The organism is Collinsella sp. AF23-4AC (assembly GCF_003462685.1).
In the GTDB taxonomy this organism is placed as follows: domain Bacteria; phylum Actinomycetota; class Coriobacteriia; order Coriobacteriales; family Coriobacteriaceae; genus Collinsella.
In genome coordinates this window covers 16535-38186 of the sequence record NZ_QRVE01000016.1, presented here as the reverse complement: position 1 = coordinate 38186, position 21652 = coordinate 16535, and the positions used below count along the sequence as shown (strand labels likewise).

Genomic DNA, 21652 nt, shown 5'->3' with positions numbered 1-21652 from the left:
TGAAGAAGGTCGCCATGGCCCCATTCCGGTCTTGTGATTATTCGCTGATTATTGCATCAGTTTTGCTACGCCGTTCCATGCCGCACTGCAACGCCGCTCCATGGTAGGCTGATACACGTTGACACGAAGAGCCTGTACGCGCCTAGCATGAGGCGTTTTCTTTTCCAAAACAATCCAGATGGCACGAAGCGTGCGGTAGTGTCGCGATCGTTGGTGTAGGTCTCGGTTCTCAAGGGTAGCCGGAGTCGACCCGAGGAACCGAGAATCGCCTAGAATGCCGTCATCCTAGCGTATGTCACGCCGTCTTCCCGCCGGGAATCGGGCTGTCGGCCACGACGAGCGCGATGAACCTGGCCACGTGCTCGGCGACGGCGCCCTCGACGGCCCTGCCGATGGAGTCGTCGTTGAACCAGCGGCGGCCGACCCACTCCTTGTCCATCTCGGCGAACACGGCGCCCATCATCCTGATGGGCTACTTCCTGCTCGGGAACACCTGTATGACGCGGCTGCGGCGCTTGAGCTCGCGGTCGGTGCGCTCCTGCACATTCTTGGTGCGCAGGCTGACGTGGTGCTCGCAGGGGAAGTCCAGGTAGCCCAGGGCGTCGGCCTCGGCCTTCTCGAGCACCTCGGCGGCCTTGGGGCAGACCCCCCCGATCTGATCGGTGACGAGCTGGGAGCTCGAGTCCGGGCTCGCCGACTGCAGAACCAGGCTCGCCGCAGCGGCACGCGTGGACGGCGTGTACAGGGAGCGCGCCCGCGCCATCAGCGGGGGGGGGTGCTGCGACCGCGAGATACGCGGTAGCGACCTTGGCCGCATGTGGGCGCTTCTGCAGGTTCGAGCGGAAGGATGTGAAGTGATGGGCGAAGACGTGAAATGGGCGTTGTGCATTGCGGTCACGGCGCTCGTGCTCGTGGCGTTTCTGGCGCTCGTGCCGGTCGTCCTGGTGCCGGGGCCGTGGAAGACTAGGGGGCGCGTCCGAGACCGAAACCCCCCGTTGGAGGGGCCGTCCGGGCCGTCCGTTTTTTGTCCGGGCGAGCTGAGATGCTTTTATCGCGATACGCGCAGATGGGAAGCACATCACTGGTATGATGGGCAAAAGGAGGAGATTATGAACACGACCGCAAGCTACACCGCCATGGGAATCGCCAAATACGTAGTTGACAAATGCTATAAAGACAACAAGCCAGTCAGCAACCTACAGCTACAGAAGATGCTGTACTTCTTGCAACTAACTTTCATCAAGGGGTACGACTCGCCCCTGTTCGACGACACGTTCGAGGCATGGCAGTACGGCCCGGTCATCCGCGACGTATACGTCAAGTTCTCCGAGTTCGGCGGTTCGCCCATAAAGATGATTTTCCCTGACGCAGTCCGCTTCGAGAACGACGAGCAGGAAGATTTCATCAACACCATCATCGAAAAACTGCGAGGACTTTCTCCCTGGAACCTCGTACGGGTCTCCCATGCGAAGGGGTCCCCGTGGGATGAGGTCTACAATAGGCGCGGACAAGACAAGGGAATCATCCCAAACGGTCTCATCGTCGCGGCCGCAAAGGCGGACCAGAATGGCTGAGAATCAAGAAGTGCCCGCCGGCATGAAAAGAGCCCTTGAGATTCTGACGAGCGTTCTCCAAGCCGCAAACGGCGACTATCTTGAGAAATCGATGCTCATTGTTCCCGACGTCGAGGCGGACTCCGATGAGACACAGAAAAGGGATGCGCTGACCAAACTTCTGGAAACCTTAGCGTCCGACGACCCAGGCCTCTCCCTCTCGGATGAAAACATCGCCGACGTCAAGGCCTTCTTCGAAAAGCTGTACGGCGGGCAGGTGAAGTTCCGCCATAGATACTCGGACGTCTGCAACGTCGTGTTTGACTACAAGGATTGCGAGCTCGACCCGACGAACGTCCCATACCCCGTAAGCCGCTTGGCCGACAACATGGGCAAGGTCCTGACAAGCATGCTGGAAGACCGACCCCGCTCGGAGCAGGCCGATAGTGTACGTAAGCTGTGCGACCACATCGAGCTTGAGAAGACGCGCCTACTCCACTACACGGAGCAGATGAAGATGATGTGCTCCTTCGAGGAAAGGAGCACGCAACTCGACGAGCAAATCAAAGAGCAGCAGGAAAAGACGGAAAGCGAAATCAAACGTCTGGAAGATGACTCGCTGAAGCGAATTGAGGAGGAAAAGAGAGAGGCGCAGCGTGAAAACGTGTCCGTCCTCGGCGTGTTCACCGGCATCGTCGTCGCCTTCGTCGCGGGCCTGACCTTCTCCTCATCCATCCTGCAGAGCATCGACAGGGCGAGCATCTACAGGCTATGCGCGATGGCGACAGTGATAGGAGTATTCCTATTCGACACGATAGCGATCCTGCTCTCGTTCCTGGGAAAGGTGACCAGAGTTGAATGCCCTGACCTGGCCAAGATCGTGAAGATCGCAAACTTCATCGCCCTCGTCTTCCTCGCCGCCGCGGTCTTCGCGAGATTCTTCATCCCTATGCCAGCTTACAACTAGCAGGAAGCGGAAACACCTACGACTAATCAGGGCCGCCCTCCGGGGCGGCTCCCCGCTTTTCGCGGCGGGGCGCGATTGATTGGAGGTGACGCTTGGACGCCGACGAGCCGCTGGCGAACCCGCGTCACGAGACATACTGCCACGAGCGCGTTGCGAGCAGAACCCAGAGGCAGGCGAAGCTCGCCGCGTGGCCCGAACGCTCGCGCTGGAAGCCCGAGACGGTGGACAACAAGATCTGCAAGCTCGAGGCCGAGCAGGAGGACAAGGCTAGGATTGCGAGCTCCATCCAGGGCGTCATGAAGCGCGTGAAGGCCAAGGGCGTGCCCGTGGTGGTCTACGAGCCCACGCTGGACGCGCCGGAGTTCTTCGGCTCCGAGGTGACCCACGACCTGGAGGCCTTCAAGGCCGGCTGCGACGTGATCGTCGCCAACCGCTGGAGCGACGAGCTCACGGACGTGGCGGACAAGGTGTACACGAGGGATCTGTTTAAGAGGGAATAGGGGAGAGCTGACGGCTGCGGCGACTCTGTCCTTGTGCATAAATCCAATTATTGAAAAGAGGGTGTATCGGCGCAAACCGATACACCCTCTTTTGGTTAAACAAGTCCCATTAGCCTTTGATTACGCTTTTATAGATATACGTACGTTCTCCGGTCCTACTCTTCAATTACCACCTCAGGGAGCCGAATCTGGATTAGGTGTTAAAGCAAATATATATTGGAAGGTAAGACTGATATATTCTCGTCAACGTCTTTAATGAGCAACCTTTGCTCTAGAAGAAGTTTATGCATGAGATTCTTTCCATGGTCTTTATTGTCGAGTGTGCTTCCATACTCATACAGAAGATGCGATATGCGTGAGTACAGATCTTCTCGAATTGCCTGCTCATCAACTGTTTTATCTGACTTGTTTGGATATTTTTTGTATAGAAATACAAGCTTAGTAACTCCACCGTATAGATTGACGGTGTCAAAAATCGATTGGAAGTAGGAATAGTCAGCCCGAGAAAGCGAGTGTCCGGATATCTTGATGAAACGGGTATTGCTGTCGCAGAGTTTTGCAGTTTCGCTTTCGTATGGCACTAATGACATAAGCCTATATGTTTTTGTAAACGGCACCGCCGGATGGTCTTCAGCGACGTCTTTTCCGTCAATGCCAAATATTGTGTCCGTTTTGTCCAGTGAGCCATGAATATTCCGGGCAGCAACAATTCCCAGCTGCTGATCTTCCGATTTTAATGGGGTTGTATAGTTAAAGTTTAAGATAGATGTTTCATAGTTCTTTTGCTGGGCCTTATTAATGCAGGCATTGCGAATGGCTGCATAATACTCCACAGCCTTTTCCCTGTATTTATTGTTATTATCGACTTGTTTTTCTAGATAGCTCGCAAAGATGTGCTCGTAATCTTTTAGTGAGGTTAGAAGGAAATGGGTGAGCTCATCCTGGGAAACGTTTTCCTTACCCAGACTAGTTGAAACGTAATTGTATACGGCGTTATCTGGATGTTCAGAACGATTTGGTTTTGACGGATCAATTGTCCACACCAGTTGCTCATACATGTGGTCCAATCTTGAACCCAAGTCGTCATCATGGAACACATACGCTGAAATAAGGCTTTCTATATTGCACCACAATGGGTCGTTTTCACCGATTTCAGAAAGAATGACATCCCAGACATTTCTTTCGTCCTTAGGGATCGATTCAATTGAGCATGCTGCGTTCATCCTATTGCGATAAAAATCTGAGAACTTTGACTTCAGTCCGCAGGTCAAGTCGAATCCATTTCCAAGAATTATTAGTTGGCGCATTATTTAAATCCTTCAATCGTAGTGAACTCCGTGAATAGATTCTCAACTATTTACCCGATTACTAAGGTGTTGCTACAACGGTATCCAACTTGCGAGGACACGACATGGGGCGTCATTGAGGAAAGGTTTTGGTAACTTGATATTGTCAATTTCCCTGTGCTGCTAATTTTGGAATCAGCGGTCGGCATATTTGCCTAACGTGAATCTTCCTTTCACCGACTGGCAAAACGATTTACACCTAATTTTGGGGTTCGTTTACAGCTAATTCGTTCGCCACTCGCCTGATCTCGCTACACTAATAACTGCTGCTACCAGGTAGTTTTCTGGCGCAGCCCCCATTGGCTCTTGCGAAGATCGGAGCGGTTATGTTTGCTGCCGCGTTCCACACTAGCCGTCACTACATCCTGTTTACTGCCATGGCCTGCCTATGCGTTTTGCTGGGCGGGCCTTCTTATGCCGCGGGCGCGGACAGCCTGTTCATCGCGGGCGCCACGTACTACGAGCCGGGTGTGTCGGGCCCCGGTTGGGTCTGGACCGATGTCGACCATCTGCATCTTAACGGCTACACGGGCGAGGCCATCGGCGCCGACGGCGAACTGGTGGTGACGCTGACCGGGCAGAACACTGTTGTCGAGACGAGCGCGCCCGACGTGGACATCTCGCGGTGCGGCATGGAGGTGTGGGGCGATCTGACGCTCCGCGGCACCGGGTCGCTGGTGGCCACGGGCTCGCAGTGCGGAATCTACGTGTCGGGGACGCTCGCGGTGGACGGCTGCAAGGTTGACGCGCGGGCCGACGGCGCCGGCATCGCGGATGCGCGGGTGGCCGGCGTGATCGCGGACGGTCTTGCCGTTCGCGGCGGTGGGCGCGTTGTCGCCGCAGGCGCGGGCTCCGGGGCGGGCGTGCGCACCTATGGTGTGTGTCTGCTGGGCGGGGCTGCCGGCGGTGGCGCGGCCGGGCAGCTTACCGTCGATGCGTCCTGGCTGGATGCGTCGGGCGCCGACGGTGGCGTCGCCTGCCTGGGCGGGTCGCTTGCATCCGCACGCTTTGTGGCGCCTGCGGGCGGGGCCTTTGGTGCGGGCGGCGTGGTGAATGCCGACGGGTCCGTGGCAGCGCGTGTGACGATCGAGCCCGAGGGCGCTGCTGGCCCGGCGGGGGAGAGCGATGCGCGCGATGTGCCGGGGGATGGTCCTTCCGTCCCTGGCACTGACCCCGCTACCGGAGAGCCAGCTACGGATCCGTCGACGAATCCCACTCTGAAGCCAGCGGCCGCGACTAAGACGGTGACCACGACCACGACCACAGTGGCCAAGACCACGGCCGCCAAGACCTCTAGGCCCAAGGCCACCACCAAGACCCCCTCGTCACTCCCCAAAACCAGCGACACAAATTGGATCGCCGTGTCCCTAACGCTATTTCTGCTTGGCACAGCGTTCCTCACCACCTCACATAGTTGCTGATGTGGTGAGGATCATCTGGCTTAAATGTAGGAGTTCTGTAGACGCTTTAGAGGCAACGCTTTCAGTGAAGGAGTGTTGCCTTTTTCATGCGAGCAATACCGGACGTGCTGGTAATGTTTGCCGGAGGATACTCAGTGCATGTGCTTGACAGCGCGCAAGTTTGAAGATAGTATCATGTCAGTGATTAGGGTCCAGAAGCTTTCGATGCCTGGAACCGGAGGGGAGCCTGCGGGTTCCCCTTTTATTTTCGGGAAGAGCGACGATGCCCAAAGAATTCCTTACCTACCAGCAGCAGATGGAGAAGCTCAGAAGCTCCGGCCTCAGAATCGAGGACGAAGAGGTTTGCCGAAGGGTGCTTGCGGACATCGGCTATTTCCCGGTCGTGAACGGCTACCAGTCGTTTTTCCGCGACCCGAGCACCCGGGTATACCGCGAAGGTGCCACTTTTGGAGACATCCTAGCGCTTTACGAGTTCGACGTGGATCTTAGGGAGATAATGCTCGATGCGCTGCTCAAGGTCGAGGCGAAGATCAGGTCGGCGCTGGCCTACGAGTTCTGCGCTGCATATGGCGAGTCCCAGAGCAAGTATCTAGACGCCCGCTGCTACGCGACGTCGAAGGGCGCGAAGCGAGTTCTCCCAAAGCTGCTGAACATGCTTGACTATATCGCCAACAAGGATACCAGCCACGAATGCCTTGTCTACTACCGCGGGGCATATAAGAACGTGCCTCTATAGGTCGTCGTGAACGCCATGACCTTCGGACAGACTTCAAAAATGCTCACGGCGCTCAGGGACAGCGAGAAGGCCAAGATTGCTAAGAGGTTCGGGGTCGGAAACCCGAAAGAACTCTCGTCGTTTATCCGCGTACTCGCCCTCTACAGGAACGTCTGCGCACATGGCGAGCGACTCTTCTCCCACAGGTGCCACGTTGAGATTCCTGACACGGCCTTGCACGCCAAGCTCGGCATCGAGAAGATTGGGCCGGATTACGTTTGCGGCAAGGTAGACGTCTTCTCGGCAGTGATCACCCTTCGATACCTCCTGCGCGACGATGAGTTCAAGGCATTCAAGGCTAAGCTCGTCAAGTGCGTTAACGGATACTTGTCATTGGATGAGAGCATCGGCGAGGAGCGCCTCCTTGAGGCCATGGGTTTCCCAGCCGAATGGAAAAAGATAACTAGGTATAAAATTTAGATTCGACCCGCCTAAAAGTAATTCACTTGTTTTAGGAAATTATTGACGATGAAATTGAGTGTGAATACCTTGGTTCAGGCGCGTTGTGGTTATCGGATGCCATAATGGACGCAAGGCTGGGGGGGGTCGGATGGCTCGGGCGCAATTTTCTTAACGCTCTTCTTACCTCGCATAGCACTCTTGGGCACCGCATATCGTTGCTGAATGACCCGATTTTCGGAAGTGCGGGTAAAAATTTAAAACCGCCGAGCACAACTTGATTTTTAGCAACAAAACCGCAGGTCGCGGAAGCTCGAAACTGGGGTCTGGTCGGCAGATCTCGGGTTTCCCCGCACTTTCGGAATCGCATAACGGAAGTATGCGGCAAATTCCGGAACCCCCGACCACAACCCCTTCTAACGTAAAGAAACCGCAGGTGGAAGTGCTGCCGCTTTCCGGTGTAGTCAACAAGTCTGAGATTTGCCGCATACTTTCGGAGATGGCCTGTTGTCAGAGTTCGTGTCTTATAGGAATAATTCAATTCACGCCGCGTTACATCCAGTCTGCTCTTTTTACTCGGATATAAACACTAAGGGGGTAGTCATGTTTTGGAGCTATGTTCAGCTCGATGATGGCACCCAGTTTGCCTACTCAGAGACCAGAGAAGACGGAACCGTTCACGTAGCCGTCGAGTGCCCGGTTGACTTTGGCTTTGACCATGCGGAATGCTTCTTGCCTGCGGTTAAATGGTTCAATGTCGAAGGATTTAATGCTGATGACCTCAATTTCTTGACTGAATTTGTTAGATCAAACGCCCCGTTTATCTTTGGGCTCGCCGAGCGCCAAAAAGCTGGACCGACGGTTTCGGCGCTGGTCCCTTGATGTTTTACTGTTGAGCGGCAATTATCCATGATCTCGCCTACCGACATATCCACTGCGGCCTCCCGCATGCTGGCTCGCTACGACGTCCGCGAGGCATATCTGTTTGGCTCGTTCGCCCGAGGCGAGCAAGCGCCCGATAGCGATATTGACTTGTGCCTAGTCTGTGGCAACACCATGACGTTCGGCACGCTATATGAACTTTCACTTGAGCTGGAAAAGGAGCTTGGGCGAAAGGTTGATATCGTCACCAACCCACCAGAGCACATGCGCCCGCCCTTCCGCAAAAATCTCGAACAGGATGAGGTGCGTCTCTATGAAGCGAAGTAAACGTGACAAGGAGCTTACAGATACCATCCCACGGCTCATTCCGCACGCCGAGCCCAACACGGAAAGCCTTGAGGCAATCCACGAGAGCGATGCGTTCTTTGCCAGGGGGGAATCCCGGCCGCTTCGACAATGCCGCCGCCCTAATCGATGTGGCTCTAAAAGCCCCTGAAGTGTGAGAGAATTCAATCACCGAAGAGGAGATTGTCTCGGAAGTGTCAGACTGGCGAGGTACGTACCTCGCCATTTTTATGCGAATTCCGGAAGTGTGGGAAAAATCAGTAATCGCCGAGTACAACGCGATTTTTGCCAACAAAACCGCAGGTCGCGGAAGCGAAAAGCCGGGGTCTGGTCGGTAGAACTCGGTTTTTCCCGCACTTCCGGACTCGGCGAGCCTTAGAAGCCAGTATTGAATATCGGGAGCTACTTGCCGAAAATCCGTTTGAGGGAATTCGTATCGTCGATATCATTCGAGAGGGGATGACGGGCGATGACCCACGCCTACAGTGAGATGTATCTCGAGGATGCCATGAGAACGCTGGGCGAGGCGGTCGACTTTGCCCTCTGTGACCAAGGGTTGACTTCAGTCGAGTTGACGGCGATCCTGTCGAACGCTTTTGAGATGAAACAGTTTGAGTGCGGTATACCTCGCGTCGTCTGCGGCATGGCGGGCGACGAGCTCGCGCGCGATATTATCGCCCATGCGGGACTGACCCCCGTCGAACGCAGGGAGACCTATCCGTTCGACCGTTCGCCTCAGTATTGGGCGGGCTGGGTTTTGGCCTATGCGCAATGGATGTGCAGCTTGGGCTTTGATGAACTATTCGAAGTCGCTCCGCTCGATTGGATCATCGGCTCGTATCATCCGCTCCACGAGGCCTCCGAAGACAAATTCGCCCAGATTGTCATTGATAAATGGAACGATGCCCAGGCAGACAAAAAGGGCCTCAAAGCGGCGCGAAAGGCTGCCGGCCTAACGCAAAAACAGCTCGCCGCCCAATCGGGGGTTAAACTTCGCGCCATACAACTCTACGAGCAGGACCAGCTCGACCTGCGCCGCGCCTCGGTCTCCTCGGCATTGGCGCTCGCAAACACCCTAAGCTGCGCCATCGAAGACCTCGTCTGGCAACCGATCGCCCTAGAGTACGACTCCTAATGCCACTTTTTTGGGCTCCCCGGTATTACATCACACGTATAGAATCTAAGCATCCGCACGCATGCCATTATCTTGATTGGAAGCCATATGGAGATCCCCAGCACTCTGTGCAGCAATGTGTACGACTTCGCGTTTTGCCCCAAGCCCTGCTACGAACGCTTAGCCGACCTTGCTGACCCCGAGGACTGGGGTTCTAGCAACCGCATCCTCAAAAACTACCTGTCGTTTTCGTTTAGCCGCGCGGTGTTTTTGACCGAGCGTGACGTGAATCAGACTGCGCAGTCCAACCTGCCGCTGGTGTTCGACGACGACCGCTGCCTGTTTAACACCGGCCTGTACACGCACCGCTACGAGACCATCTACGGCCTGTTTGAGCCTAACACCAAGCCCGACGCGCGCCAGCGCTGGTTTTTGAAGGGCTTCTTTAAGGAGAGCGACCCTATGCTGGTCTCGTTTGAGTACCTGCCGTGCCGCGTACGCTTTGCCGAGGACCCATCCGAGCTGGTCTTTGACTACCGCCTGCCAATCCGCTCCAACATCGACCACATTCTGGGCGACGAGGAAAACCTTACGCGTATTCCCGCCAGCCTGATGGGGGAGGGCAACTCGCTGCTGCTGCGCCGCGCCTTTGAGGGCGCCGTCGTCGAGGCCGCCCGCCGCGCCGCCGCCAACTACACGCTCGCGGTGCCGCAGTTCTATGGCGGCCGGATTCAGCTGCTGCCGCCGCTGTGCCTGACCGGCGATAAGCCCGAGCTGGCGCTGACCATCCAGCGCGAGGACGGCTTTTACGCCGCGCGCACCTGCCTCACGCTCGACATGGCCTACAACAATGCGCGACTGATCTGCCGCCCCGAGACTTCGTGGATCAAGCGATAAAGGGTGGTTAAGCTGCTGGTTTGTCGATTGCTTTGCTTACTTCTGCTTGGCTTGAACCCACGAATTTCAAATCGAAGGCAAAAAGTTCTTGGTAAACCACGCGCGGCTATGATAGTATCTCTTTTGCCGAAAGGCGACGGGCGATTGGCTCAGGGGTAGAGCATATCCTTCACACGGATGGGGTCACAAGTTCGAATCTTGTATCGCCCACCATCTAAAGCACAGGTCAGAGGTGTTAAGTCTCTGGCCTTTTTCTTTTTGACACCAAGGGTGACACCAAAACTGACACCAAATTTTTGATTTTTATTAAAATGGGGTCCCGTTTTTTATTGATCATGTCCCCTTCACAATTCCTACATATTGAATAAAGATTCCGTTCGTTGACTAACATTAGGTGACGTCATTGACCATTTCGAAGAAAGATCACGCGCTCTTTCAATGAATTCTTTGCATGATTCATACGCAATTGTGGAGACAGAGACCACTGACTCACGGCTCGTACCAGCACATTCACGCCTCGTGACAACCTTTCAACACATCCCATCCATTTTTTGGTCAGCGTTTGGTCAGCTTCCGGTACTTACCCGCATGATGCCCCAGTAGATAATCGTCGATGTCCGCAATCCGCGCGGTCAATGGCCGATACCAGGGGAGACGCAAATGGACGAAATCGTCTGCGCAAACACCGCATTCCGCTACTGGCGTTGCCCGCCTCAGGTGCGCGATCTCTACCCGCGCCTGCCCAACTCCGAAGACGGCTGGCGTGCCCTATCTCAATCGCCCTTTGTAGTCGACGTCCTCAAGACCCCGATTATTACCACAACAGTTCCCGGTGGCGTTAACTACCATTCGGGATTACGGACAACTATCCACTGCGATGATGCTTCTGGGGTGGACAGCACGCTGGAAACCGCGATGAGCTTTAGGGTTACCAATCCACTTGCGACGCTATTTACCATGGCGCGCTTTGTGTCTCCAACCGATCTTGTCCTTGCCATGTACGAATTCTGCGGATGGTTCTCAGTCTTTGAGCCCACCGCCGCAGCAGAAGCGGAACTAGACAAAGCCAAAGACGCTGCCGAGAATGCAACGACCGAATCCCTCTTTGACCTCGATGAAAGTCAAGACGAGCCACAATGGAAACGCGTTTATGCTCGCATAAAAGTCAAGGAACAGGTAAATACGAAGGGGACCAACGGACAAAAGAAGACGAATGAGGTCACAAAACTAAAGGGCACTTCGCTCTGGATGAGAAAGCCACTCATCGAATTACACGAGCTTCATGAGTACGCCAGTAAGATGAAAAAACGAAAGTGGGGGACGAAGTTTTACAACGCCGCGCAGCTGGTGACGGGTATAGCCGCTTCTCCGCTCGAAGTTGCAGGAATTTTATTGCTATCGCTTCCTCGCTCTCGCGGCGGTGCCGGCTTTAGAAACGTTTACGTCAACGACCTTACGCCGCTTACCGCATCGGCGCAGAGCATTGCAGGGCAAAAAGTCTGCTACGGGGATATCGTGATCGTGAATCCAACCATAACGAAGGCAGGCATCGTGGAGATTCAGGGCGAGGTCATCCACGGATCAGGCGCTGTGCTCGACCACGATGCCAAACGCATGACGGCGCTGCAAAGTATGGGGCATGACGTCTTCCTGGTTACGCACGACATGCTTAACGATGCCGAGCAGCTTGATGCGATCGTACGAAGTCTTTGCTCGCGCTTGGGTTTGCGCTATAGGTGCAAAACTAAAGCGCAAAAGACAACGGAAATGGAGTTACGAGCCAACGTCCTGTGCAATTGGCTGGAAATCGGTCGCTAGACGGTTGCCTTGCCCACTTCCGGGCGTCCTCGGTCGGCTGCCTGCGATGACGCCGCCACGAAACCGGCCCATCTACTACGTTTAGCCCCGACTCCTCGACCATACCCCGTATTTCTCGAAAACCGCAGGCCGTCTACCTGCGGTTTTATTTTTGCCCGAGACGCCATGGTCGGGGGATGTGGGCCAAACGTAGTAGATGGGCCGCATCCGTGGCGTGAGGTCCCCGGGGGCGGCCGGGCGGGTGCCGGGAAGGAGGGCGGCGGCCACGCCGCCGCCCGCGGGGCGCGCCCCGCGGGCAATTTCGGGCATCGTGTGCCTCTTCGGCCTCGTGCCCGTTCCGCGCGCCGCAGAATATTTTCCAAAATTGTCCTTGCATCGGCGGGGGAGTTCCCGTATAGTACTTCTTCGCACGGGGGCGTAGCTCAGCTGGGAGAGCGCTTGACTGGCAGTCAAGAGGTCAGGGGTTCGATCCCCCTCGTCTCCACCCGAGCATTGAATGAGGCTCCAACGCAAGTTGGGGCCTTTTTTCATATAGGCACACAAGGTCAAAGGCGGCACCATGATCCTCCTGGTCGACAAGATCGTGCGTTGAACGGGTGCCGCGTGCATGGTAGTATTTCACGTCGTGGCTCAAGATGGGCGGGGCGTTCTGGCGACCTCTATCACATCCGCCGCATTACAAGGGCTCTTGGCGCAACGGTTAGCGCAGGGGACTCATAATCCCTGGGTTCTGGGTTCGAATCCCGGAGGGCCCACCAGTTTTTTAACAGGCCAGGCAATATGTCTGGTCTGTTTTCTTTTTCATAGCAGTGGTTTTCACTTGCAAATAACCTGCTTGCTCATTTCCGGGCGTCCTCGGTCGGCTGCCTGCGATGACGCCGCCACGAAACCGGCCCATCTACTACGTTTAGCCCCGACTCCTCGACCATACCCCGTATTTCTCGAAAACCGCAGGCCGTCTACCTGCGGTTTTATTTTTGCCCGAGACGCCATGGTCGGGGGATGTGGGCCAAACGTAGTAGATGGGCCGCATCCGTGGCGTGAGGTCCCCGGGGGCGGCCGGGCGGGTGCCGGGAAGGAGGGCGGCGGCCACGCCGCCGCCCGCGGGGCGCGCCCCGCGGGCAATTTCGGGCATCGTGTGCCTCTTCGGCCTCGTGCCCGTTCCGCGCGCCGCAGAATATTTTCCAAAATTGTCCTTGCATCGGCGGGGGGGTTCCCGTATAGTACTTCTTCGCACGGGGGCGTAGCTCAGCTGGGAGAGCGCTTGACTGGCAGTCAAGAGGTCAGGGGTTCGATCCCCCTCGTCTCCACCCGAGCATTGAATGAGGCTCCAACGCAAGTTGGGGCCTTTTTTCATATAGGCACACAAGGTCAAAGGCGGCACCATGATCCTCCTGGTCGACAAGATCGTGCGTTGAACGGGTGCCGCGTGCATGGTAGTATTTCACGTCGTGGCTCAAGATGGGCGGGGCGTTCTGGCGACCTCTATCACATCCGCCGCATTACAAGGGCTCTTGGCGCAACGGTTAGCGCAGGGGACTCATAATCCCTGGGTTCTGGGTTCGAATCCCGGAGGGCCCACCAGTTTTTTAACAGGCCAGGCAATATGTCTGGTCTGTTTTCTTTTTCATAGCAGTGGTTTTCACTTGCAAATAACCTGCTTGCTCATTTCCGGGCGTCCTCGGTCGGCTGCCTGCGATGACGCCGCCACGAAACCGGCCCTCAGATCACCCCCGGCGAGCGCTTCGCGCTCGTGGGACCCAACGGAGCCGGCAAAACCACCATGCTCAAGATCATCATGGGCATCGACAGCCCCGACGCCGGCCAGGTCCAGTACGCCAAGGACTGCCAGGTGGGTTACCTAGAGCAGGAAACCAACCTGGAGCAAAAGGACACCACCATCCTTGCCGAGGTCATGGCCGCCGCCAAGGAAATCCGTCGCATGGGCGAGCGCGCCAACGAGCTGCAGGCCCAGATCACCGAGCTCTCCGAGCAGGGCAAGGACGTCGACGCACTCCTTAACGAGTACGGCCAGGTCCAGGACCGCTTTGAGCACTTGGGCGGCTACGAGCTTGAGAGCAACGCCCGCAAGATCCTGTCCGGCCTGGGCTTTAAGGTCACCGACTTTGAGCGCCCGTGCTCCGAGTTCTCGGGCGGCTGGCAGATGCGCATCGCGCTGGCCAAGCTCTTCCTGCGCCACCCCGACTTGCTGCTTTTGGACGAGCCCACCAACCACCTGGACCTCGAAAGCGTCCAGTGGCTGCGCGGCTTTATCGCGAACTACGACGGCGCCGTCCTCATCGTCAGCCACGACCGCGCCTTCATGGACGCCTGCGTCGACCACGTCGCCGCCCTCGAAAACCGCCGCGTAACCACCTACACCGGTAACTACAGCAGCTACCTCAAGCAGCGCGAGGACAACCTGGAGCAGATGCGTGCCAAGCGCGCCGCCCAGGAGCGCGATATCGCCCATATGCAGGTCTTCGTCGACAAGTTCCGCTACAAGCCCACCAAAGCCGCGCAGGCCCAGGAGCGCATCCGCAAGATCGAGCAAATCAAAAAGGAGCTCGTCATCCTGCCCGAGGGCCACAAGCACATCGATTTTAAGTTCCCCGACCCGCCGCGCTCCGGCGACATGGTCGTGGGCCTCGAGGTCGTATCCAAGTCCTACGGCGACAAGCACATTTACAGCGACATCGACCTCAAACTCTACCGCGGCGAGCACGTGGCGCTCGTCGGCCCCAACGGCGCCGGCAAGTCTACCCTCATGAAGATCATCGCCGGCTTGGAGCCGCCCACCACCGGCACGCGCGACTTGGGCACCAACGTGGGCGTCGCCTACTACGCTCAGCACGCGCTCGAGGGCATGACCGAGTCCAACACTGTCCTGCAAGAGATCGACACCGTCACGCCCAAGTGGACCGTGCCGCAGCAGCGCAGCCTGCTGGGCGCCTTCCTGTTTAGCGACAACGATTCCATCGAGAAGCAGGTTCGCGTCCTCTCCGGCGGCGAAAAGGCGCGCCTGGCGCTCGCCAAGATGCTCGTTGCCCCCGAGGCGCTCCTGTGCCTGGACGAGCCCACCAACCACTTGGACATCGACTCGGTGGACATGCTCGAGAACGCCCTGCAAAACTTCCCCGGCACCATCGTGCTGATCAGCCACGACGAGCACCTGGTGCGCGCCGTGGCCAACCGCGTGATCGACATCCGTGACGGCAAGGTCACGGTCTATGACGGCGACTACGACTACTACCTCTACAAGCGCGAGGACCTTGCGGAGCGCGCCGCCGCCGAGGCGGCAGGGGAGAGCGCGCCTGCCGCGACCAAGTCCGCTAAGGTCACCGCGGCCCAGCCCGACACCCCCGCCACCGCTTCCAAGCCTGCCGAGGGCAAAAAGACCAAGGAGCAAAAGCGCGCCGAGGCCCAGGCCCGCGCCGCGCTCAACAAAAAGCTCAAGGGCGTGCGCAACCAGCTTAAGAAGATCGAAGCGGAGCTCGACAAAAAGCGCGCCCGCTATGACGAGCTTATGGAATTGATGGCCAGCGAAGAGCTTTATGCCGATCAGGATAAGTTCAACGCCGCGCTGGGGGAATATAACGGCCTTAAGCAAGAGCTACCCAAGCTCGAGGACGAATGGCTCGAGCTTTCCACCCAGATCGAAGAGGAGACCGCGCGTGAACTCTCGTAAGGCCACTGCCGTGGCGATGAGCATCATCGCCATCGCTTGTCGCATCTGCGGCATCTTTATGAGCGCGATGACCGTGCTGCTGTGTTTTAGCGGCCTCACCGCCAAGCTGCAGATCGTGGGCTTTGTCGTTGAGCTTTCGCGCGCGCTGCCGAGCGCTATCGCCGGCTACGGCGTCATCACGTCGCCCTTTGGCGGCGTGTTCCGCCTGGATTACGCCATCGTTGCCGTAATTCTGTTTGTAGCCGACTACCTGCTCACACGCGCCTCGCGCCGCGTCCGCTAGGGGAGCGCTATGTCCAGCAGCTACCTCATGAACCTGCTCGCGAGCGCCGTTGCCGTCATCGTGGGTATCGTCATCCACGAGAGCGCGCACGCTGCCGCAGCCTGGGCGCTCGGCGACAAGACGGCCCGTTCGCGCGGGCGCGTCTCGCTCAACCCGCTCAACCATATCGACCCGTTTGGCACTATCATCCTGCCGCTGCTCATGCTTGCCGCCGGCGGCCCGGTATTCGCCTTCGCCAAGCCCGTGCCCGTGTACCTCAACAACCTCAAGCACCCCAAGCGTGACGAGGTCCTGGTGAGCGCGGCCGGCCCCGCGTCGAACATCGCACTCGCGTGCCTCGCGGCCGTCCTCATGCACGCAACCTACGGCAGCCTCTACACCAGCATGTCCTTTGCCCTGGCGTCACAGATCATGAACTTCGGCGCCGCGTTCATCGTGGTCAACCTGTCGCTCGCGTTCTTCAACCTCATCCCGATCCCGCCGCTCGATGGCTCGTCGATCATCGTGCCGTTCCTCAAAGGCAAGGCGCTCAACAACTATTACCGTCTGCAGCAATACGCTATGCCCATCCTCATCCTGGTGCTGTACCTGCTGCCTATGTGGACCGGCATCGATGTAATCGGCCGCTATTTCGACGTTACCGTGTATCCGCTGGCTGAGCGGCTGCTCAACTTCGCAATCGCCGGCATCTAGGGTAAACTTACAGGTCGACCGTGCAAAACGGTCTCAACATGCACCCAAACCGCGCCGCGAAGGCGCCGTCAAAGGAGGTCGAAGATGTCGTATCGCGTGTCGACGCAGGTCTACAGCGGACCGTTCGACCTGCTACTGCAGCTGGTAACCCGCCAAAAAGTAGATATCGGCGCCATCTCCATCAGCGAGGTGGCCGATCAGTACCTTGCCGAGGCCGAGCGCATCGAGGCGCTGGACCTGGACGTGGCGAGCGACTTTCTGCTGGTCGCGGCAACCCTTTTGGACATCAAGGCCGCCTCTCTGGTGCCGCAGGAGGCCCCGCGTAAAACCGACGACGATGACGAGGACGACGATGAACTCGAGGAACTCAGCGCGCTCGACGGCGATGCCCTGCGTGAGGTCCTGATCCAGCGCCTGATCGCCTACAAGCAGTTTAAGGGCGCGGCGGCGGCCCTTGGCGCGCGCATGCAGGCCGAAAGCCGCATGCACCCGCGTGTGGCCGGCCCCGATCCCGAGTTCTTGGGCCTCATGCCCGACTATCTGGCCGGCATTACCCTGCGCGGTCTCGCCGTCATCTGTGCCGACCTGGACGGCAAGCGCCAGACCTTCCTACTGGAGGCCGAGCACGTGGCGCCGCATCGCGTGCCGCTCGACCTGACCGTGGCCTCAGTCGACCGCTTTACCATGGCGCACCAAACCTGCACCTTCCGCGAGCTGCTGGACGGCGACGCCACGACCGAGCAGCTCGTCGTCACCTTCCTGGCCATGCTGGAGCTCGCCAAGCGCGGCTCGCTCACGCTGAGCCAGGACGAGATCTTTGGAACCATCTGCATCAACCGAGTCGAGGGCGCCGAGGCATACGTGCCCGGCGAGGGCCCCGAACTCACCGAATAGGAGCCGCAATCATGTCAACCCTTTCCACGCTGGAGGCAAACAGTCTCAAAGGCGCCCTCGAGGCGCTGCTGCTGGTGTCGAGTGACCCCGTGAGCGCGCCTGCACTGGCAGGTGCGCTGGATATCGCCCCGGGTGAGTGTGCGTCACTGCTCGCAGAGCTCAAGGTTGAGTACGAGGAGGCCAATCGCGGCTTTCAGCTGCGCGAGGTCGCCGGCGGCTGGCGCCTGTTCACGCACCCCGCCTACCACGACGTGGTCGAGGCCTATGTGCTGAGCTGGGACACGCAAAAGCTGTCGCAGGCGGCGCTCGAAACACTGGCCGTCATCGCATACCACCAGCCCGTTACGCGCGAGGCGGTCAAGGGTATCCGCGGCGTCAATTCCGACGGCGTCATCGCGTCGCTCGTGGACAAAGGTCTGGTGCGCGAGCTCGGCCGCGACCCCCAGCGCGGTCAGGCCATCATCTACGGCACGACCAACGCCTTTTTGGAGAAGTTCGGCCTGCGCTCCACCCGCGACCTGCCCGATCTGGAGCAGTTTGCCCCCGACGAGCAGTCGCGTCAGTTTATCCGCGAGCGCCTGAGCGGCCGCAGCATTCAGTCCACGCTCGAGGAGCAGGCCGATGACCTGGATGAAGAGCGCGAACTGCTCGATACCGATGTTGAAAATGTTGAGGCAGTTGAGGACTTGGAGGCTCTGGTCGTCGACGAGACCTCGGAGGATTTACATGACGAGGACTAACGAAGTAGGGGAGACGCGCGCCATGGGCATCGCAGTACCCACCACCGACGCCCAGCCCGTCTATCCGCACACCATGCGCCTGCAGCGCTTTTTGGCGCGCGCGGGCGTGGCGAGCCGCCGCGGCTCGGAGGACCTGATGACCGCCGCCCGCGTGACCGTTAACGGCGAGGTCGCGACCGAGCTGGGCACCAAGGTCGACGTCGACCGCGACCATATCGAGGTCGACGGCATGCCCGTCAAGCTCAACCAGGGCGCCGTGTACCTGATGCTCTACAAGCCGACCGGCTACCTCACCACCATGAGCGATCCACAGGAGCGCCCTTGCGTGGCCGACCTGGTCCCCCGCGACCGCTTTCCGGGCCTGTTTCCAGTGGGTCGCCTGGACCGCGACACCACAGGCCTTTTGCTCTTTACCACCGACGGCGACCTGTCTCAGGATCTGCTGCACCCCAGCAAGCACGTCTACAAGACCTACCAGGCGCTTGTGGACGGACGGCTGTCCGACCGCGACTTGGAACCACTCCGCAGCGGCATCGAGCTCGACGACGGTCTATGCCAGCCGGCAATCTGCCGCGTCATCAACGCGCGCGAGGCCGAGGCTGTAGCTCCCCAGGGCGTCAAGCCCGGCACCACCGCCGTGGAGATCATCATCCGCGAGGGTCGCAAAAACCAGGTTAAGCGCATGCTGAGCAAGATTCACCATCCGGTAATCCGTCTGCATCGCTGCAACTTTGCCGGCCTTGAGCTCGAGGGCGTGGCCAAGGGCTCGTGGCGCGAGCTCACCGACCGCGAGGTGCAGATCCTCAAGGCCGGCGGCATCCCGCCCAAACAGGCGAGCGCAAAGAGCAACGGCGGCAAGCCCCAAGACACGTCCGCCAGCCGCACGCGTCACCATGGCAGCCACGGCTCCGCGCCCAAGCGCAACACCTACCGCGAGCGCTACACTGGCTAGGCAAACCGCCGCGCCCCAACGCCCGCGAACCATACCAGCACGTCAACCACCGAAAGGAAGCATTGCATGATCGTCGCCATCGACGGCCCCGCCGGTTCCGGCAAGTCCACTATCGCCAAGGAGATCGCCCGCCAGCTGGGCTTTAACAAGCTCGACACGGGCGCCATGTATCGCGCCGTCACCTTCGCCGCGCTCGACCGCGGCATCGATCTGGACGACGAGGCGGCCATAGACTCCCTCGCCGAGCAGATCGAGATTCGCTTTATCAACGGCACCGGCGAGGATACGCGTTTGACCATTGACGGCCAGGACGCTTCGGCCGCCATTCGTACCCCGCAGGTCGACGCCAACGTTTCCAAGGTCTCGGCCTACCCGGGCGTGCGCGCCGCCATGCTCATCCACCAGCGCCGCGCCGCCGAGGATCGCGATATCGTCGCCGAGGGTCGCGACATCGGCACCGTCGTATTTCCCAACGCGCAGGTCAAGGTGTTCCTGACCGCCGACCCGCGTGAGCGCGCTCGCCGCCGCGTGCTGCAGCGCCACCAAAACGACGTCCAGCCGCTTACTGCCGAGCAGCTCGAGGCCGAGGTCGACGAGACCCTCGACGCCCTCAAGCAGCGCGACAAACTCGACAGCAGCCGCGAGGTCGCACCGCTCGTGCCCGCCGAGGACGCCGTGCACGTCGACTCTACCGCACACACCATCGACGAGGTCGTTTCGATTATCGAGGATCTCATCAACCAAAGGAGGTAGCCCATGCGCCTGTTTAAACAGACGCCCGAGGATTACTACAGCGCCCCCTACGCCGAGTTCCCGGCGCTCATCCGCGGCACTGTCGCCGTAGTCATGGGCATCCTGTGGGTCTTCTCCAAGCTCATGTGGCGCTGGAAGGTCGAAGACGCCGACCTGCTGTTTGAGCGCCAGGAAGGCCGCGGCAGCGTAGTTATTTGCAACCACACCTCGATGGCCGAACTCTTGGCCGTGGAGACGGCGCTGTTCTTTGGCGGCCGCCGCATCCGCCCCATCTTTAAGTCCGAGTTCGCCAAGAGCAAGATCGTACGCTGGGCCTTTAGCCGCGTGGGCGGCATCCCCGTCGAGCGTGGCACCGCCGACATGAAGTGTCTGCGTGCCGCCCAGCATGCGCTGCAGCGCGGCGAGGACGTCCTGATCTTCCCCGAGGGCACGCGTATCCGCTCGCGCGAGATCAAGCCCGAGGTCCACGGCGGCTTTGCACTCATCGCCCAGATGGGCAAGGCGCCCGTCAACCCGCTCGCCATTTGTGGCTGGTCCGACATCACGCCCAAAGGCAAAAAGCTCATGCGCCCCAAGAAGTGCTGGATCCGTGCCGGCAAGGCCGTCTTACTTTCCGACGCACCGGCCGAGCTCAAGCGCAAGGAGCGCCTGGCATGGTTTGAGTCCGAGGCCATGAGCCGCGTATACGCCATGCGTGACGACCTGTGCGCCGAGCACCCGGGCAGGTTCTAGCCATGGGTGAGAACGTCATGAATACCGCTGCGGCCGCCGCTGAGGAGGTCGTCCCCACCATCGAGATCGCTGCCCACGCGGGCACCTGCTACGGCGTGCAGCGCGCGCTCGACATGGCACTGGCCGCCGCGCCGCAGGCAGGGAAGAGCGCTCAGGTCCACACGCTGGGTCCGCTCATCCATAACCCCATCGTGGTGCGCGAGCTCGCCGAGGCAGGCGTTGGTCTGGCAGACACCTTGGACGACGCCGCGTCGGGCACCGTGATCATCCGCGCTCACGGCGTGGTGCCGCAGGTGATCGATGCCGCACGCGAGCGTGGCCTTACCGTGGTCGACGCCACCTGCCCCTACGTGAAGAAGGTCCATGTGGCGGCCGAGCGCCTAGTGCGCGAGGGCTACCGCGTGATCGTCGTGGGCGAGCCGGGCCATCCCGAGGTCGAGGGCATTCTGGGCCACGCCGGTGATGACGCTCAAGTCGTGAGCTGTGCCGCCGACGCCGACGCGCTGACGCTCAAGGGCAAGGTGGGCCTCGTTGTGCAGACAACCCAAACCGCGCAGAACCTTGCTGAAGTTGTGGCCTCCATCACTCCGCGCGTGCAGGAACTGCGCGTGATCAACACCATCTGCGCCGCCACAAGCGAGCGTCAGCAGGCGGCGGCAACCCTCGCCAACCGCTGTGATTGCATGGTCGTCGTGGGCGGAAAGAATTCGGGCAACACGCGCCGCCTGGCGCAGATTTGTGCCGATGTCTGCGAGCACACGCATCACATCGAGGAAGCTTCCGAGCTTGAGGCCGCGTGGTTTGCCGACGCGCGCCACATCGGCATCACTGCCGGAGCCTCCACCCCGCAAGAACACATCGAACGCGCCGTTGCGCGCATCAAGGAGCTTTGCCGCTAAT

General features: G+C 59.0%; 21 protein-coding genes, 5 tRNA genes and 1 pseudogene. 24 read left to right on the top strand and 3 right to left on the bottom strand.

The window, feature by feature from the left end; translation table 11 throughout:
• Positions 1–295: 295 nt before the first annotated feature.
• Positions 296–451 carry a hypothetical protein gene (locus tag DWY05_RS09970; protein ID WP_158558734.1) on the bottom strand — a complete coding sequence of 52 codons (156 nt, stop codon included), beginning with the start codon at positions 449–451 and terminating at the stop codon, positions 296–298.
• A 21-nt stretch (positions 452–472) separates the two neighbouring features.
• Positions 473–763, bottom strand: a complete 291-nt coding sequence (locus DWY05_RS08205) for a transposase (RefSeq protein WP_117803213.1) — start codon at positions 761–763, stop codon at positions 473–475.
• 94 nt (positions 764–857) lie between these two features.
• Here DWY05_RS08205 and DWY05_RS08200 point away from each other — a divergent pair, with 94 nt between their 5' ends.
• The 3 genes from DWY05_RS08200 to DWY05_RS08190 all read left to right on the top strand — a co-directional run bounded on the left by DWY05_RS08200 (position 858) and on the right by DWY05_RS08190 (position 3020).
• Positions 858–1574, top strand: coding sequence for a Panacea domain-containing protein (locus tag DWY05_RS08200; RefSeq protein ID WP_158558735.1), 717 nt, complete (start codon positions 858–860; stop codon positions 1572–1574).
• On the top strand, positions 1567–2520 hold the full coding sequence (locus DWY05_RS08195) for a hypothetical protein (protein ID WP_117757184.1): 954 nt from the start codon (positions 1567–1569) through the stop codon (positions 2518–2520). Before DWY05_RS08200 ends, DWY05_RS08195 begins: the two co-directional genes overlap by 8 nt.
• Before the next feature lie 221 nt (positions 2521–2741).
• Positions 2742–3020, top strand: a complete 279-nt coding sequence (locus tag DWY05_RS08190) for a hypothetical protein (protein ID WP_199409627.1) — start codon at positions 2742–2744, stop codon at positions 3018–3020.
• A gap of 200 nt (positions 3021–3220) precedes the next feature.
• Here the strand turns inward: DWY05_RS08190 and DWY05_RS08185 are convergent, their stop codons facing one another.
• A complete protein-coding gene (locus DWY05_RS08185) occupies positions 3221–4327 on the bottom strand; it encodes an AbiH family protein (RefSeq protein ID WP_117821462.1) in 1107 nt (368 codons plus the stop codon).
• Between the two features lie 365 nt (positions 4328–4692).
• On the opposite strand from DWY05_RS08185, the gene DWY05_RS08180 reads away from it, so the two are divergent.
• From DWY05_RS08180 to DWY05_RS08075, 21 genes and pseudogenes are all read left to right on the top strand, one after another.
• Positions 4693–5787, top strand: coding sequence for a hypothetical protein (locus DWY05_RS08180; RefSeq protein WP_117821463.1), 1095 nt, complete (start codon positions 4693–4695; stop codon positions 5785–5787).
• Between the two features lie 262 nt (positions 5788–6049).
• A pseudogene (locus DWY05_RS10135) lies at positions 6050–6982 on the top strand (Abi family protein).
• Positions 6983–7564: 582 nt separating this feature from the next.
• On the top strand, positions 7565–7843 hold the full coding sequence (locus tag DWY05_RS08165; RefSeq protein WP_117821466.1) for a hypothetical protein: 279 nt from the start codon (positions 7565–7567) through the stop codon (positions 7841–7843).
• A 66-nt stretch (positions 7844–7909) separates the two neighbouring features.
• On the top strand, positions 7910–8170 hold the full coding sequence (locus DWY05_RS08160) for a nucleotidyltransferase family protein (protein ID WP_199409629.1): 261 nt from the start codon (positions 7910–7912) through the stop codon (positions 8168–8170).
• Positions 8171–8657: 487 nt separating this feature from the next.
• Positions 8658–9323, top strand: a complete 666-nt coding sequence (locus tag DWY05_RS08155; RefSeq protein ID WP_117821468.1) for a helix-turn-helix domain-containing protein — start codon at positions 8658–8660, stop codon at positions 9321–9323.
• 87 nt (positions 9324–9410) lie between these two features.
• The gene (locus tag DWY05_RS08150) at positions 9411–10199 is read left to right on the top strand and encodes a DUF3825 domain-containing protein (protein WP_233504072.1); all 789 of its coding nucleotides are present in this window, start codon (positions 9411–9413) and stop codon (positions 10197–10199) included.
• Between the two features lie 138 nt (positions 10200–10337).
• Positions 10338–10412: transfer RNA gene (locus DWY05_RS08145), tRNA-Val, on the top strand.
• Positions 10413–10859: 447 nt separating this feature from the next.
• A complete protein-coding gene (locus tag DWY05_RS08140) occupies positions 10860–12017 on the top strand; it encodes a hypothetical protein (protein WP_117821469.1) in 1158 nt (385 codons plus the stop codon).
• A 411-nt stretch (positions 12018–12428) separates the two neighbouring features.
• A tRNA-Ala gene (locus tag DWY05_RS08135) sits at positions 12429–12501 on the top strand.
• Between the two features lie 198 nt (positions 12502–12699).
• A tRNA-Ile gene (locus tag DWY05_RS08130) sits at positions 12700–12775 on the top strand.
• Between the two features lie 479 nt (positions 12776–13254).
• Positions 13255–13327, top strand: a tRNA-Ala gene (locus tag DWY05_RS08125).
• Positions 13328–13525: 198 nt separating this feature from the next.
• A tRNA-Ile gene (locus DWY05_RS08120) sits at positions 13526–13601 on the top strand.
• A gap of 199 nt (positions 13602–13800) precedes the next feature.
• On the top strand, positions 13801–15705 hold the full coding sequence (locus DWY05_RS08115) for an ABC-F family ATP-binding cassette domain-containing protein (RefSeq protein ID WP_233511297.1): 1905 nt from the start codon (positions 13801–13803) through the stop codon (positions 15703–15705).
• Positions 15692–15988: a hypothetical protein gene (locus DWY05_RS08110; RefSeq protein WP_055250169.1), complete on the top strand. Its 297-nt coding sequence runs from the start codon at positions 15692–15694 to the stop codon at positions 15986–15988. Before DWY05_RS08115 ends, DWY05_RS08110 begins: the two co-directional genes overlap by 14 nt.
• A 9-nt stretch (positions 15989–15997) precedes the next feature.
• The gene (locus DWY05_RS08105) at positions 15998–16681 is read left to right on the top strand and encodes a site-2 protease family protein (protein WP_117821491.1); all 684 of its coding nucleotides are present in this window, start codon (positions 15998–16000) and stop codon (positions 16679–16681) included.
• Positions 16682–16765: 84 nt separating this feature from the next.
• Positions 16766–17575, top strand: coding sequence for a ScpA family protein (locus DWY05_RS08100; RefSeq protein ID WP_117821492.1), 810 nt, complete (start codon positions 16766–16768; stop codon positions 17573–17575).
• A gap of 11 nt (positions 17576–17586) precedes the next feature.
• Complete coding sequence (scpB, locus tag DWY05_RS08095; protein ID WP_117821493.1) at positions 17587–18315, top strand: SMC-Scp complex subunit ScpB; 729 nt, start codon at positions 17587–17589, stop codon at positions 18313–18315.
• A complete protein-coding gene (locus tag DWY05_RS08090) occupies positions 18302–19267 on the top strand; it encodes a pseudouridine synthase (protein WP_370448092.1) in 966 nt (321 codons plus the stop codon). The genes scpB and DWY05_RS08090 overlap by 14 nt, the downstream gene beginning before the upstream one ends.
• A gap of 66 nt (positions 19268–19333) precedes the next feature.
• Entirely contained in the window at positions 19334–20020 is a 687-nt protein-coding gene (gene cmk / locus DWY05_RS08085) for a (d)CMP kinase (protein ID WP_117821495.1), read from the top strand.
• Between the two features lie 3 nt (positions 20021–20023).
• On the top strand, positions 20024–20752 hold the full coding sequence (locus DWY05_RS08080) for a lysophospholipid acyltransferase family protein (RefSeq protein ID WP_117821496.1): 729 nt from the start codon (positions 20024–20026) through the stop codon (positions 20750–20752).
• 2 nt (positions 20753–20754) lie between these two features.
• Entirely contained in the window at positions 20755–21651 is an 897-nt protein-coding gene (locus DWY05_RS08075) for a 4-hydroxy-3-methylbut-2-enyl diphosphate reductase (RefSeq protein WP_117821497.1), read from the top strand.
• Position 21652: the final 1 nt, after the last annotated feature.

What these genes read in the sequence shown, in the direction of transcription:
- DWY05_RS08140 (WP_117821469.1), top strand. Translation starts at nt 10,860, where the DNA reads ATGGACGAAATCGTCTGCGCAAACACCGCATTCCGCTACTGGCGTTGC.
- DWY05_RS08080 (WP_117821496.1), top strand. Translation starts at nt 20,024, where the DNA reads ATGCGCCTGTTTAAACAGACGCCCGAGGATTACTACAGCGCCCCCTAC.
- DWY05_RS08195 (WP_117757184.1), top strand. Translation starts at nt 1,567, where the DNA reads ATGGCTGAGAATCAAGAAGTGCCCGCCGGCATGAAAAGAGCCCTTGAG.
- DWY05_RS08165 (WP_117821466.1), top strand. Translation starts at nt 7,565, where the DNA reads ATGTTTTGGAGCTATGTTCAGCTCGATGATGGCACCCAGTTTGCCTAC.
- DWY05_RS08075 (WP_117821497.1), top strand. Translation starts at nt 20,755, where the DNA reads ATGGGTGAGAACGTCATGAATACCGCTGCGGCCGCCGCTGAGGAGGTC.
- DWY05_RS08105 (WP_117821491.1), top strand. Translation starts at nt 15,998, where the DNA reads ATGTCCAGCAGCTACCTCATGAACCTGCTCGCGAGCGCCGTTGCCGTC.
- DWY05_RS08160 (WP_199409629.1), top strand. Translation starts at nt 7,910, where the DNA reads ATGCTGGCTCGCTACGACGTCCGCGAGGCATATCTGTTTGGCTCGTTC.
- DWY05_RS08100 (WP_117821492.1), top strand. Translation starts at nt 16,766, where the DNA reads ATGTCGTATCGCGTGTCGACGCAGGTCTACAGCGGACCGTTCGACCTG.
- DWY05_RS08200 (WP_158558735.1), top strand. Translation starts at nt 858, where the DNA reads ATGGGCGAAGACGTGAAATGGGCGTTGTGCATTGCGGTCACGGCGCTC.
- scpB (WP_117821493.1), top strand. Translation starts at nt 17,587, where the DNA reads ATGTCAACCCTTTCCACGCTGGAGGCAAACAGTCTCAAAGGCGCCCTC.
- DWY05_RS08090 (WP_370448092.1), top strand. Translation starts at nt 18,302, where the DNA reads ATGACGAGGACTAACGAAGTAGGGGAGACGCGCGCCATGGGCATCGCA.
- DWY05_RS08180 (WP_117821463.1), top strand. Translation starts at nt 4,693, where the DNA reads ATGTTTGCTGCCGCGTTCCACACTAGCCGTCACTACATCCTGTTTACT.
- DWY05_RS08185 (WP_117821462.1), bottom strand. Translation starts at nt 4,327, where the DNA reads ATGCGCCAACTAATAATTCTTGGAAATGGATTCGACTTGACCTGCGGA.
- DWY05_RS08115 (WP_233511297.1), top strand. Translation starts at nt 13,801, where the DNA reads ATGCTCAAGATCATCATGGGCATCGACAGCCCCGACGCCGGCCAGGTC.
- DWY05_RS08155 (WP_117821468.1), top strand. Translation starts at nt 8,658, where the DNA reads ATGACCCACGCCTACAGTGAGATGTATCTCGAGGATGCCATGAGAACG.
- DWY05_RS08150 (WP_233504072.1), top strand. Translation starts at nt 9,411, where the DNA reads ATGGAGATCCCCAGCACTCTGTGCAGCAATGTGTACGACTTCGCGTTT.
- cmk (WP_117821495.1), top strand. Translation starts at nt 19,334, where the DNA reads ATGATCGTCGCCATCGACGGCCCCGCCGGTTCCGGCAAGTCCACTATC.
- DWY05_RS08205 (WP_117803213.1), bottom strand. Translation starts at nt 763, where the DNA reads ATGGCGCGGGCGCGCTCCCTGTACACGCCGTCCACGCGTGCCGCTGCG.